Source organism: Neobacillus sp. S1115 (genome assembly GCF_055385565.1).
Genome location: NZ_AP038275.1, coordinates 1,808,131 through 1,820,323 on the forward strand (window position 1 = coordinate 1,808,131; position 12,193 = coordinate 1,820,323).

The 12,193-nt window shown below is 40.6% G+C and carries 14 protein-coding genes; 10 read left to right on the forward strand and 4 right to left on the reverse strand.

What is annotated here, in order from left to right:
* Positions 1–37: 37 nt before the first annotated feature.
* The 4 genes from ACZ5B7_RS08865 to ACZ5B7_RS08880 are packed head-to-tail and all read left to right on the forward strand — an operon-like array spanning position 38 to position 3,507.
* Positions 38–862, forward strand: coding sequence for an electron transfer flavoprotein subunit beta/FixA family protein (locus ACZ5B7_RS08865; protein ID WP_423801559.1), 825 nt, complete (start codon positions 38–40; stop codon positions 860–862).
* A gap of 41 nt (positions 863–903) precedes the next feature.
* Entirely contained in the window at positions 904–1,935 is a 1,032-nt protein-coding gene (locus ACZ5B7_RS08870) for an electron transfer flavoprotein subunit alpha/FixB family protein (protein WP_423801560.1), read from the forward strand.
* A complete protein-coding gene (locus ACZ5B7_RS08875; RefSeq protein ID WP_423801561.1) occupies positions 1,928–3,223 on the forward strand; it encodes an FAD-dependent oxidoreductase in 1,296 nt (431 codons plus the stop codon). Before ACZ5B7_RS08870 ends, ACZ5B7_RS08875 begins: the two co-directional genes overlap by 8 nt.
* Entirely contained in the window at positions 3,223–3,507 is a 285-nt protein-coding gene (locus ACZ5B7_RS08880) for a ferredoxin family protein (protein ID WP_040204690.1), read from the forward strand. Before ACZ5B7_RS08875 ends, ACZ5B7_RS08880 begins: the two co-directional genes overlap by 1 nt.
* Positions 3,508–3,632: 125 nt before the next feature.
* On the opposite strand, the gene ACZ5B7_RS08885 is transcribed toward ACZ5B7_RS08880, so the two are convergent.
* The gene (locus tag ACZ5B7_RS08885; RefSeq protein WP_213140925.1) at positions 3,633–3,980 is read right to left on the reverse strand and encodes a hypothetical protein; all 348 of its coding nucleotides are present in this window, start codon (positions 3,978–3,980) and stop codon (positions 3,633–3,635) included.
* A gap of 223 nt (positions 3,981–4,203) precedes the next feature.
* On the opposite strand from ACZ5B7_RS08885, the gene ACZ5B7_RS08890 reads away from it, so the two are divergent.
* The 3 genes from ACZ5B7_RS08890 (at position 4,204) to ACZ5B7_RS08900 (ending at position 7,144) form a co-directional block, all read left to right on the forward strand.
* Positions 4,204–4,731 (forward strand): hemerythrin domain-containing protein, encoded by a 528-nt coding sequence (locus ACZ5B7_RS08890; RefSeq protein WP_464493483.1) that lies wholly within the window; start codon positions 4,204–4,206, stop codon positions 4,729–4,731.
* Between the two features lie 181 nt (positions 4,732–4,912).
* A complete protein-coding gene (locus ACZ5B7_RS08895) occupies positions 4,913–5,353 on the forward strand; it encodes a MarR family winged helix-turn-helix transcriptional regulator (protein ID WP_213116522.1) in 441 nt (146 codons plus the stop codon).
* Between the two features lie 96 nt (positions 5,354–5,449).
* Complete coding sequence (locus tag ACZ5B7_RS08900) at positions 5,450–7,144, forward strand: M3 family oligoendopeptidase (RefSeq protein WP_464493484.1); 1,695 nt, start codon at positions 5,450–5,452, stop codon at positions 7,142–7,144.
* A 28-nt stretch (positions 7,145–7,172) separates the two neighbouring features.
* Here the strand turns inward: ACZ5B7_RS08900 and ACZ5B7_RS08905 are convergent, their stop codons facing one another.
* Entirely contained in the window at positions 7,173–9,320 is a 2,148-nt protein-coding gene (locus ACZ5B7_RS08905) for an ATP-dependent Clp protease ATP-binding subunit (RefSeq protein ID WP_464493485.1), read from the reverse strand.
* Between the two features lie 203 nt (positions 9,321–9,523).
* Here ACZ5B7_RS08905 and ACZ5B7_RS08910 point away from each other — a divergent pair, with 203 nt between their 5' ends.
* Entirely contained in the window at positions 9,524–10,573 is a 1,050-nt protein-coding gene (locus tag ACZ5B7_RS08910; protein ID WP_423801566.1) for a YkvI family membrane protein, read from the forward strand.
* A 26-nt stretch (positions 10,574–10,599) separates the two neighbouring features.
* Here ACZ5B7_RS08910 and ACZ5B7_RS08915 read toward each other — a convergent pair whose 3' ends face one another.
* Positions 10,600–11,214 carry a lysostaphin resistance A-like protein gene (locus tag ACZ5B7_RS08915; RefSeq protein ID WP_464493486.1) on the reverse strand — a complete coding sequence of 205 codons (615 nt, stop codon included), beginning with the start codon at positions 11,212–11,214 and terminating at the stop codon, positions 10,600–10,602.
* Between the two features lie 126 nt (positions 11,215–11,340).
* Between ACZ5B7_RS08915 and ACZ5B7_RS08920 the strand changes: the two genes are divergently transcribed.
* Positions 11,341–11,460 carry a DUF6254 family protein gene (locus tag ACZ5B7_RS08920; protein WP_464493487.1) on the forward strand — a complete coding sequence of 40 codons (120 nt, stop codon included), beginning with the start codon at positions 11,341–11,343 and terminating at the stop codon, positions 11,458–11,460.
* A 57-nt stretch (positions 11,461–11,517) separates the two neighbouring features.
* On the opposite strand, the gene ACZ5B7_RS08925 is transcribed toward ACZ5B7_RS08920, so the two are convergent.
* Positions 11,518–11,706, reverse strand: a complete 189-nt coding sequence (locus ACZ5B7_RS08925) for a YkvS family protein (protein ID WP_423801568.1) — start codon at positions 11,704–11,706, stop codon at positions 11,518–11,520.
* A gap of 234 nt (positions 11,707–11,940) precedes the next feature.
* On the opposite strand from ACZ5B7_RS08925, the gene ACZ5B7_RS08930 reads away from it, so the two are divergent.
* A complete protein-coding gene (locus ACZ5B7_RS08930; RefSeq protein ID WP_213140920.1) occupies positions 11,941–12,135 on the forward strand; it encodes a hypothetical protein in 195 nt (64 codons plus the stop codon).
* The last annotated feature ends 58 nt before the right edge of the window (positions 12,136–12,193 follow it).

Sequence of the window (12,193 nt, forward strand, 5' to 3'; positions counted from 1 at the left end):
CATCATTTTTAGCTTATTTGGAGGAGGGAAGTCCTACATGCACATTGTCGTATGTGTCAAACAAGTACCCGATACAAAAATCATCAAAATCAATCCGAAAACAAATACACTCGACCGCAGGAGTGCCCCGGCTATTTTGAACCCATATGATGCCCATGCGGTTCAAGAAGCTGTTAAAATCAAAGAAAAAACTGGCGGGACCATCTCGGTTTTATCAATGGGACCTCCGCAGGCAACTGCTGTCATTAAGAAAAGCGTTGAAATTGGCGCAGACCAAGGGTATTTAATATCGGATCGTGCTTTTGCCGGTGCCGATACACTTGCAACCAGTTACGCCTTATCAAAGGCGTTAGAAAGAATTGCCAAGGAACTCCCGATTGACATGATTATTTGTGGAAAGCATGCCATTGATGGAGATACCGGCCAGGTTGGCCCTGGTATCGCACGGAGATTGGATATTCCTCCTGTTACAAATGTGATTGAGGTAACAGAAGTGAATGAGCGTGAGAAAACGGTCTTAATTCAACGGAAATTAACCAACGGATACGAACTGGTCCAGTCGGAAATGCCTTGTCTATTAACAGTTGAAAAAGAAATCAATGATATCGAGTATTCACCAATGCCGAACATGATTAGTGCTGCAAGATATGAACCTATTATTTGGGCAGTGGATGATCTTGAAAATGTTGACCGCTCACAGCTTGGCCTAAAAGGGTCACCTACGGTTGTCGGCAAAATGTTTACACCTCCACGGCCTGAAGGCGGGAAAAAGCTAGATGGTTCCGCCGATGAGCAGGTAAGTCAGCTAATGGATATTCTGATGGAGAAAAAAGACCTGTTTACATTACAGTCAACTAAATAATGTTAATAAATTTTAGGGTATAGAGCAGGGAGGGGTCTTAAATGAATCTTGACGATTACCGTGGAGTCTGGGTATTCATTGAACAAAATGACGGCAAAATTGAAGATGTTTCACTAGAATTGCTGGGTGCCGGCAGGAAGCTGGCAGATAAGCTTGAGGTCCCATTAGGGGGATTCTTGCTGGGCAATCAAATAAGGCCATTAGCAAATCAGGTTATTTCTTATGGGGCTGACGAGGTCTACGTAATTGACCATCCAGTTTTGAAGGATTATCGTACAGAATCCTATATGAGCGGTGTTATGCTGCTAGCTCAAAAATATATGCCGGAAATTATTCTTTACGGTGCAACCCCCAACGGAAAGGACTTGGCAAGTGCTGTTGCAACTGATTTAGTTACAGGATTAACAGCAGATACGACGATGCTGGATGTGGACGTAGATAATAGATTGCTAGAAGCAAGCCGGCCGGCATTCGGCGGTAATATTATGGCAACGATCCTCTGTAAGAAGCATCGCCCGCAAATGGCAACAGTAAGACCTAAAGTAATGAAGGCACTTGAGCCGGATGCAGGAAGACAAGGAAAGATCATTGAAGAGAAAATAGCTCTGAACGAGGCGGAAATGCGTACAAAAGTACTACAAATTGTGAATGACGTAACAAAAAAAGCTAAATTAGCCGATGCCCATGTCATCGTATGCGGTGGCAAAGGAATGGGCGACCTGCAAAATTTCCAGCTAATCCATGAATTAGCGGAAACAATCGGCGCAAGCGTAGGCGGAACCCGCGATGTCGTTGAAGCAGGATGGCTGCCTCATGAGCAGCAGGTTGGACAGACAGGAGAAACGGTCACACCGAAAATTTATTTTGCCATTGGAGTATCCGGAGCGATTCAGCATGTGGTCGGTATGAAGAATTCTGAGTTTATAATTGCCATCAACAAAGACCCGAACGCCCCGATTTTTGACGTGGCAACGTACGGCATTGTAGGAGACGCAATGGAAATTATCCCTAAACTAATCGAGCAATTTAAAAAGCTTAAAGCTGAAAAGGGCGGTGAACTGAGCTATGCCTGAGAAATTTGACGTGATTGTGGTAGGGGCTGGCCCTGCAGGAACCTCTTGTGCTTACACTTGTGCTAAAAACGGTTTGAATGTGCTGCTGATTGAACGTGGAGAGTACCCAGGGGCAAAAAACGTTATGGGTGGAGTATTGTACCGCCAGCAAATGGAAGAATTGATTCCTGAATTTTGGAAAGAAGCGCCGCTTGAAAGACCAGTCATTGAACAGCGGTTCTGGATGATGGACAAAGAATCAGTTCTTTCGTTCGGATATAAAGGCCTTGAATGGGGTGTGGAGCCATATAATAACTTTACAGTTCTACGGGCCCAGTTTGACCAATGGTTCGCAAAGAAAGCTGTGGAGGCAGGAGCGCTTCTAATTACCGAAACAGTTGTCACAGAATGTATTGTCGAAAACGGCAAGGTAGTTGGCGTCCGCACTGACCGGCCGGATGGTGAGGTTTTTGCAGATGTAGTCGTCCTTGCTGACGGAGTTAACTCCCTGTTATCCAAACAGCTTGGGTTTCATAAGGAGTTCCGCCCGGACGAAGTGGCGCTGACAGTTATGGAAGTTGTTAATCTTCCAAAAGAAAAAATAAATGACCGCTTCAATTTGGAGGACAACCAAGGCTGCACAATTGAGATCTTTGGAGATTCCACAAAAGGAAATCTGGGTACGGCTTTCCTATATACCAACAAAGAGAGTTTGAATATCGGTGTGGGGACAACACTATCGAGTATGATAAAAGCAAAAATGAAGCCCTATGAACTGCTGGATTACTTAAAGAATCATCCGATGGTCAAGCCGTTCATTGCCGGCGGCGAGTCTGCTGAATATCTTGCCCACCTCATTCCGGAAGGCGGCTACCGCTCAGTTCCTAAAGTGGCAGGCAACGGAGTTATTGTTGTTGGGGACGCTGCCCAGCTAGTTAACGCTATTCATCGTGAAGGTTCGAACATGGCGATGCATTCTGGCTTATTGGCTGCCGAGACTGTCATTGAGGCGCACCGCCACGGCAATTTCAGCGAATCAATGTTAAATAACTACCGCGAGGCCCTTTATAATAGCTTTATCATCAAAGATTTAGAGAAGTACAAAGATGCGGCCCATACATTCGAAAAATACCCGCAATATTTTAAAGAGTATGTTCCGATGATGAATCAGGCAGCTAGCAAATTCTTTACAGTTGATGGCACGCCAAAACGTGATAAACAAAAGCAAATTATTAAGAATATGACCTCACAAAGAGGAACGCTTCGCGTATTGCAAGATCTCTATCGTGCTTGGAAGGCGGTGAAATAATGTCAACGAAGAATATTGAGGAAAAACAGTATCTTCTCAGGTTTAAGTGTGACACAAAGTCCCATCTTACCGTTCTTGATCATGACGTTTGCATGACCCAATGTCCTGATAAAATTTGTACAGTATTTTGCCCAGCCGAGGTATATAAGTGGGAAGGAACGCGGATGCAGGTAGGTTATGAAGGCTGTCACGAATGCGGAAGCTGCCGGATTGGCTGCCCTTACCAAAATATTAAATGGGAATATCCAAAAGGCGGACACGGGATTGTCTTCAGGTTAGCATAAAAAAAGGTGCTGTTTGCTATTGCAGGCAGCACCTTTTTTAGCTAATTGCAATTTACACTATATGTATATTTTTTCACAAGAGATTATAAAAAGAAGGTGAAGCTAGAAGGTAAGTACTTACAGGGTCAGCTTATTTTCTCTAAAAGGGCTGCCGAGGAAAGTTCATCTTTTTTGCAGGAGGCTGCAAGCGAGGAAGCAAGGGTTATGGCATGATCCATTTGTTCCATATTTTCTGAGCAATAATATGGCTTTTTCCAATTGAAGTCGCCGTCATTTGCGGCTGGATATATACTGACTTTCCAATGATAATAAATCCGTGGCTGAGGGAGCTGAACCCCTTCTACGGCTATTAGCCAATGTGTAGAATTGGATTCTGGAATATAGGCATCTGTATCCTTAAGCGAAACAAGATCATTTGCACCAATTGGTAAAAATGCCGTTTGATAAAAGTCATGATAATTTGGGGTTTTCAATATATTTACCTCCCTTTCATAATATCTAACTTTATTATATGAAACTATAAAGATTTTTTTGAGTGATAAATGTTATAATTTTTCAAAAAAATAAAACGTTTTCAAAAAGTTGTCAATAATATTATGAGGAAGTTGTAATTTGGGTATAGATGTGACGATTGTCACTACATAATTGTAATGGCGCTTTTATACTGAAAGCAGAAGATTGAAAGAGGTGAATGTAATGAGCAGTTGTATGAGCGGTTTCGGCGGGATGCCGAGTGCTGAGCTAAAAAGTAAGGGATTAAGGCAATTGAAAGAAGAACATCCCCCATTAAGAAGTCAAATGGAAGGACTGTTCAGCCTAACCCAAAAAATTGATAAAGATATTGATATAGAAGTTAATTTCCAAGAGTTAATTACGAAGGTAAAAGAATTTCAGGCAGCGCTTGACCCGCATTCGGAAAGAGAAGAAGGTGTGCTGTTCCCAATGATGGGGACTTATATTGGGACAACTTCTGGACCAATAGCGGTAATGGAGTATGAGCATGACCAAGCAAAAGCTCATATTAAATCCTTTCTTGAGCAGGAAACAGGCATGCCATCTTCACCTGATGAATTTAAAAAATTAGCTGGATACATCCAAAATGCTTACTTTATTTTAACGGAGCATTTTAACAAGGAAGAAAACGTCCTTTTTCCAATGGCCGAGCGAATGCTCTCTGATGAAGAAAAAGAAGAGTTATATCAAAGAATTCAAGAAATTAAGTAAAAAGGATGGGCATTCCATCCTTTTTACTTTTTCTATCATATAAACATTTAGGATAAGAAGTGTGACTTTGCCGTTAATTGACAGAGGTTCGAAATTTTTTTATAATAATTTTGAAATCGAGATATTATAGGTGTTTTGCTTTTGATGGCAATTTCCCAATAAAGATAAAGGATGAGTTGTTATGGAAAAAGATTCAACAGCCGTTTCGCTAAAACTATTTATTGTTCTCTCTAGAGCTTATAAAGCCATTAATGAACACGTTAATAAAGTGATCCAAGCAAGCGGTCTAAACCCAACTGAGTTTGCCGTATTAGAGCTTCTTTACCACAAAGGCGACCAGCCGCTGCAACAAATTGGTGCAAAAATCCTGCTTGCAAGCGGAAGTATTACGTATGTTGTCGATAAGCTGGAACAAAAGGGATTATTGAGAAGGAGTGCCTGCCCGACGGATAGACGTGTCATTTTTGCACAAATAACAGATGAGGGGAAAAAATTGATTCAGGATATTTTTCCTGAACATGCCCAACAAATTGATAAGCTTATGTCAAGTTTATCTGATTCCGAAAAGCTGGAGGCAATTGACCTGTTAAAAAAATTAGGTCTGCCTGCAGGAAAATTTTAATACGGCTTTTAGTCGTATTTTTTTTTGCAAAAAGGAATATTAATCAATAGTGTCGAAATGAATATAGCCAAAAAAAATGAAAAAGGGGGTTTTTTCATGGGCTTTGAACAGTATACATACATACGACCTAACTTAGACGAGGTTCGGGCAAAATTTAATGAAGCATTGGAGCGTTTCAAAAACGCTGACTCAGTGGAAAAGCAGAGCGGGGCCATGAATGAAATCAATCAACTGAGAAATGACTTGGGAACGATGTTCAATCTTTGTAATATTCGCCACACCATTGATACGAATGATGAATTTTATAAAAATGAGCAGGATTACATGGATGAAATCCAGCCTGAGGTGGAAGGGTTAATCACAGGATATTATCAGGCTTTGGTTGATTCCAAATTCCGTCCGCAATTGGAAAATAAATGGGGCACTCAGCTTTTCGCCCTTGCTGAAAGTCAGCTAAAGACGTTTAAACCGGAAATTGTTCCTTTGCTGCAAAGGGAAAACCGATTATCGTCAGAATACACCAAGCTTGTTGCATCGGCGAAAATCGAATTTGAAGGGGAAGAGCGTACACTTGCGCAAATCGACCCGTTTATTGAATCGACAGACCGGGAGATGCGAAAACGCGCCAGCACGGCGAAATTTGGCTTCTTTGCAGAGCATGAAGCGGAGTTTGACCGGATTTATGATGAATTGGTAAAGGTGCGGACCGAGATTGCTCACGCCTTGGGTTATAAAAACTTTGTCGAGCTTGGTTATAACCGCATGATGAGAACCGATTACAACGCCGAGATGGTGGCTAATTTCCGTCAGCAGGTAAAGGACTTTATTGTTCCAATTGCCTCTAAGCTAAAAGAGCGGCAACGGGAACGGCTTGGCCTCGATAAATTAAAATTCTATGATGAAGGCTTTGTGTTCGAGACCGGAAACGCTGTACCGAAGGGTAGTCCTGAATGGATCATTGAGAACGGACAAAAAATGTATCAGGATCTTTCAAAGGAAACCGGAGAATTTTTTACCTTTATGATGGAAAATAATCTGATGGACCTTGTTGCCAAGAAGGGGAAGGCAAGCGGGGGCTACTGCACATACATTGAAAATCATAAAGCGCCATTCATTTTCTCAAATTTCAATGGTACCTCTGGTGATATTGATGTCCTGACCCATGAGGCAGGCCATGCCTTCCAGGTTTATTCGAGCCGTCAGTTTGAAATACCTGAATATAACTGGCCAACCTATGAGGCATGTGAAATTCATTCGATGAGTATGGAATTTTTCACCTGGCCATGGATGGAGCTTTTCTTTAAAGAAGACACCGATAAATATAAGTTTTCTCATCTTAGTGATGCGCTCTTATTCCTTCCATACGGAGTTTCCGTTGATGAATTCCAGCACTGGGTTTATGACACCCCAGAAGCCACACCAACAGAGCGCAAGCAAAAATGGCGGGAAATTGAGAAAAAGTATTTGCCGCATAAGAATTATGACGGCAATGAGTATCTGGAGAACGGCGGTTTCTGGCAGCGTCAGGGACATATTTATAATTCACCGTTCTATTATATTGACTATACGCTTGCGCAAATTTGCGCCTTCCAATTCTGGAAGCGGTCAAGGGAGAATCATCAAGAGGCATGGGCAGACTATGTCAAGCTTTGTAAGCTTGGCGGTTCTATGTCATTTACTAAACTCGTGGAAGCAGCCAATTTAATATCACCATTTAAAACCGGCTGTGTAGAATCTGTTGTTGGTGAAATCGAGAAATGGCTGAATTCGGTTGATGATAAAAAGCTATAAAAAAAGCGAAGCCGCAGGGCTTCGCTTTTTATTTTTTTTCAGTGACAACTTTGATTTCGCCATCTTCTAAAATAGCAGAAAGATGTTTAGCATCTGGCTGGTCTAAAATAAAATCAGTAATTTTATCCTCGAGCTGTTCCTGAATGGCGCGTCTTAATGGACGAGCACCAAATGAAGGATGGTAGCCAAGTTCTGCTAATTTTCCTTTCGCTTCTACTGAAATGGTTAGTTCAATGTTCTGTTCTTTTAATGTTTCTTGCAACTCAGAAGCCATTAGGTCGACAATAGATAAGATATGCTTTTTATCCAGTGGTTTAAATTCAATGATGCTGTCAAAGCGGTTTAAAAATTCCGGCTTGAAGAAGCTGCCAAGAGAGTCAAGGATGCTAGCTTCTTCCACAGCATTGGATGTTCCAAAGCCAACGTGAATGTTTTTGTGCCCAACGCCGGCATTACTTGTCATGATAATGACGGTGTCCTTAAAGCTTACCACTCTTCCTTGGCTGTCAGTAAGACGTCCGTCCTCAAGTATTTGCAGGAACATATGCATGACGTCAGGATGGGCCTTTTCTATCTCATCCAAGAGAATAATGCTATATGGATTACGGCGGACTTTTTCGGTTAATTGACCAGCCTCCTCATGGCCGACATAACCTGGAGGAGAACCAATTAATTTTGATACGCTGTGTTTTTCCATGTATTCGCTCATATCAAGTCGAATCATCGAATCCTTCGTGCCAAATAATTCTTCTGCAAGAGTCTTAGATAATTCCGTTTTACCAGCACCTGTTGGACCGACAAATAAGAAGGACCCGATCGGACGATTTTTTGCTTTTAAACCGGCACGGCTGCGGCGGACAGCTTTTGCGACCTTCTGAACGGCTTGTTCCTGGCCAATAACCTTTTTATTCAAATTCTCTTCCAGTGATTTCATTTTAAGCTGCTCGTCTTCTTGAAGTTTACCGACCGGAATCCCAGTTTTTTCTTCAATAATTTTTTGGATATCAGAAACTGAAACAACTGGTCGCTCCGTTTTTGAGGCACTATTTAATGCCTTTTCAAGTTGTGTTTCTTCATCACGAAGCTTTGCTGCCAGTTCATAGTTTTCTTTTTTTAATGCTGTTTCCTTTTTAGCGGCAATTTCCTTAAGACGGGCCTCGATTTGTTCATTATTCCGATAATCTGTAGTTAGATTTAGTTTTGAACCTGATTCATCTAATAAATCTATCGCCTTATCAGGCAGGAAGCGGTCTTGAATATAGCGCTGCGATAAGGTCACACAAGCGTGGACGGCTTCGTCTGAATAATTGACCTCATGAAAGTCCTCATATTTTTTCTGAATCCCTTTAAGGATGGCAATGGCTGCATCTGTATCAGGCTCTTGAACCTGAATAGGCTGGAAGCGGCGTTCTAAGGCTGAATCCTTTTCAATTTGGCGGTATTCTTTTAATGTCGTAGCACCAATAACCTGAAGTTCACCGCGGGCAAGGGTCGGCTTTAAAATATTGCCGGCATCCATAGAGCCTTCAGCAGAGCCTGCACCAACAAGCAGATGGATTTCATCAATGAATAAAATGATGTTTTTCCGCTCCTGCAATTCAGCGATTAACTGCTTCATCCGCTCTTCAAATTGACCGCGGATCCCGGTATTGGCAACTAAAGAAGCTACATCCAATAAATAAACTTCTTTATTTTGCAGTTTGCCTGGTACATCGCCATCGGCAATCTTTAAGGCAAGACCTTCCGCTATTGCCGTTTTACCAACACCAGGTTCACCAATTAACACAGGATTGTTTTTATTTCTTCTGTTTAATACCTCAATGACTCGTTTAATCTCGTGATCACGGCCAATAACCGGGTCAATCAAGCCGGCTTTAGCCATTTGTGTGAGGTTACGGCCAAATTGATCGATAAAGCCGCCGCGGCCGTTTTTATTCTCAACTGCCGGACTAAATTGACCATTTGGAATGTGGCCTTGGGAGAAGTTTTTGCTAGCAAAAAGCTCTTCAAATGGAAAACCGTTGAATGGGTTCTTATTCATTCCAAAGCCTGCACCTAATGCATTTTTCTCCTTTGTATAACATTCATGGCAAAGTTTCAAATCATGACGCTGCCCATTAACATTCATGTTTAATTGTACATTTGCTTGATTTTGATTACATTTTTGACAAAGCATGTAAACAACCTCCTTGTTATTAGCTTTTATCAATTTGACTTTGACTATATTTGACCTTATGACCATAGTATACTCTGACCTTTTTTGACTTTCAAGTCTTTCGCTTGGTGAAATTTTTTCCATGATAGGAAAATAAGCTTACGAGAAAAAGCTCGTCATTGTTTGTCCCTTTGGTCATATATTTGTGATAAGGGGGAGATGATGTGAAAAAAAGCTGGAATCAAGCTTTTCAAATAGCGGCAGTCTATGTGGGGACTGTTGTTGGAGCAGGATTCGCTACAGGAAAAGAAATCGTGGAATTTTTCTCACGGTTTGGTTTCTTTGGCTTTATAAGTATATTAATGAGCGGATATCTTTTCGTTGTGATTGGTTCAAAACTGATGCGGATCGCTGCGCAAATTAATGCAAAATCGTACCAGGAATTTAATGATTATTTATTTGGAAAATGGGCTGGAGGCATCATCAATTTTTTTATGCTATTTATGCTGCTTGGGGTAAGTGCCGTTATGCTGGCAGGAGCAGGAGCTGTTTTTGAAGAACAGCTTGGATTGCCAAAAAATGCGGGGGTGTTTATCACCATTTTTTTATCCTATTTGGTGATGCTTGTAGGTACTAAGGGGCTTTTTGCTGTCAATACCTTTGTAGTTCCCTTAATGATTGGGTTTAGTCTGATTTTAATGCTATTGTCTTTGCAAATGCCAAACTTTTTAGAGCAGTTTTTGTATATTCCTCATGCTTCTGATGGGTGGAAAAGTGTTATTGCACCATTTTCGTATGCTGCCTTGAATCTTGGACTTGCTCAAGCGGTACTAGTGCCGATTGCATCAGAAGTGAAGGACGATTGGACAATCAAATGGGGGGGGATTCTTGGTGGTGTGGCTTTGACGGTAATATTAATTGCCAGCCACTTTACATTAATCATGCTCCCAAACCTGGAATTATATGAAATTCCGATGGCCGTTATTATGAGAAATTTAGCCCCGTTTTTCTATTGGATTTTTGTTCTTATCATTTATGGAGAGATTTTTACTTCAGTTATTGGGAATGTTTTTGGTCTCGACCGGCAGTTAAAGCAATATATGCCTGTACCGACGCTAGTTTCTGTAACGGCTATTTTTACAGTATCTTACTTAATTAGCTTGGTGAATTATGGAACACTTTTGTCCTACCTATATCCGTTGTTCGGCTATATTTGCATGAGTTTTTTTATTCTCCTGTGGATGAAGCCATTTACACCCCCAGAAAGAAATTGAAAAGCAGCTGCTCAGGTCAGCTGCTTTTATGTTAGTGGCAGAAAAATGAACATCATCATGTCAAAAATGATATGAGAAACAATAACGAGGGGCATGCTTTTTTTCCAAAAGTATAAAAATCCCCAGACAAGACCGGATACGAAGGCAGCGAACATTAGTAAAAAGGACCCTGAATAAATATGGACTGACCCATATAATATAGAGCTAGCAATAATGGCGACGTACGGTTTGAGGTATTTTAACAGTCTTTTTTGGACAAACCCTCTCCAGAACATTTCTTCGCCAGGTGCTGCCACTAAAATTAAGGCTAAATAGTGCCAGAATAACGAAGGGGCAAACCATCGGTACAAACGTCTTACATCTTTTTTAAAGCCTGAATTGGCCATCTCGAACAGCTGATAGCCAATCCAAAAAAGCAAATATAATAGCAAACCGGAAATGACGCCTAAAAATAAATACTTGATAAAAGAGGCCTCATCTTCCACGTCTCCCTGAAACGTGGAAAAGGCGATTAGTATTAGGATGGAACCGGAAAAAATGTACCAAAATATCGCCTTATCATGAAAAGAAAAAAAGAGTAGGGCATGGGCGATAATCAATCCGGTAATTAGACGTAAATCCAGGGTTCGTTTTAATTCCATAATAGGCTCCTTCGAAGATCATAACTCAATATGTAAAGGAAAAGATTTCAATATACATTTTAACCAATTAGGTTGATAAGAATATCTTTAAATGAAAAAAATATAATCGAGAAAGGAGTGAAGAGAATGAGTAAATCACAAAGTCAAAAGGAACGTGAATGGACGGTCAGAAAGCAGGATCAAAATCCTCATGGCAAAGTTAAATCGTTTAAAGAGCTTTCAAAGGAAATGGACCAAGGAAAATAAACGGTTTTCCGGTTAAAAAAGAAGAAAAGGCAGTGTGCATTCTGCCTTTTCAAATAATTAGTAAGCGGTTTCTTTAACAACCTTATAATTTTTATGATTAACAACTGTCCGCTGATCTAATTCTAAATCACGATAATTATCCATATATGTTAAGTCAACTATTACAGAATTTTCATTCACCTTTTCAACAATCCCTTGTAGTCCGCCGCGAAATTCGATGATATTTCCTACCTCTGCTTTTTTCAAATTTCCTCTCTCCTTTATCTAGCAAACTTAAAAACTATTTAAATAACAGTTTGCACTATTTTTCCAAATTCGTAAAGGTGTTAATGTTACAATTTGGTTAATTTCTTATATGTTTTTGTAAAAAAATTCTGGAAATATAATTAGATAATGGTAACGTTTTCATATTTAGGGATGAAATTAGCTTTAAATTAGGTTTTTACGTTAAAATAAGGAAGTGGAAAGAGGTGCTGAAAAATGAGGGAAGAAACAGTTAACGATATCTTAAATCGTCTTATGAACGGAGAGCTTTCCGAATATTACGTTAACGTTGGGGAATTTATGGATTTCCGTCAGGTGCTGGTAAAAAGAAAAGATTTTAAACACTTCCGCGGCATTGCTCAGCGGAATGGAGATGTTCTCTACCAATATTTAAAAGAGCCGAGAAGTTAAAGGAACGAACCCATTTTATAATAGGGTTCTTTTTTTACCAGTATGTTTGGAAAAGTGG

What these genes read in the sequence shown, in the direction of transcription:
- ACZ5B7_RS08865 (WP_423801559.1), top strand. Translation starts at nt 38, where the DNA reads ATGCACATTGTCGTATGTGTCAAACAAGTACCCGATACAAAAATCATC.
- ACZ5B7_RS08870 (WP_423801560.1), top strand. Translation starts at nt 904, where the DNA reads ATGAATCTTGACGATTACCGTGGAGTCTGGGTATTCATTGAACAAAAT.
- ACZ5B7_RS08875 (WP_423801561.1), top strand. Translation starts at nt 1,928, where the DNA reads ATGCCTGAGAAATTTGACGTGATTGTGGTAGGGGCTGGCCCTGCAGGA.
- ACZ5B7_RS08880 (WP_040204690.1), top strand. Translation starts at nt 3,223, where the DNA reads ATGTCAACGAAGAATATTGAGGAAAAACAGTATCTTCTCAGGTTTAAG.
- ACZ5B7_RS08890 (WP_464493483.1), top strand. Translation starts at nt 4,204, where the DNA reads ATGAGCAGTTGTATGAGCGGTTTCGGCGGGATGCCGAGTGCTGAGCTA.
- ACZ5B7_RS08895 (WP_213116522.1), top strand. Translation starts at nt 4,913, where the DNA reads ATGGAAAAAGATTCAACAGCCGTTTCGCTAAAACTATTTATTGTTCTC.
- ACZ5B7_RS08900 (WP_464493484.1), top strand. Translation starts at nt 5,450, where the DNA reads ATGGGCTTTGAACAGTATACATACATACGACCTAACTTAGACGAGGTT.
- ACZ5B7_RS08905 (WP_464493485.1), bottom strand. Translation starts at nt 9,320, where the DNA reads ATGCTTTGTCAAAAATGTAATCAAAATCAAGCAAATGTACAATTAAAC.
- ACZ5B7_RS08915 (WP_464493486.1), bottom strand. Translation starts at nt 11,214, where the DNA reads ATGGAATTAAAACGAACCCTGGATTTACGTCTAATTACCGGATTGATT.
- ACZ5B7_RS08920 (WP_464493487.1), top strand. Translation starts at nt 11,341, where the DNA reads ATGAGTAAATCACAAAGTCAAAAGGAACGTGAATGGACGGTCAGAAAG.
- ACZ5B7_RS08930 (WP_213140920.1), top strand. Translation starts at nt 11,941, where the DNA reads ATGAGGGAAGAAACAGTTAACGATATCTTAAATCGTCTTATGAACGGA.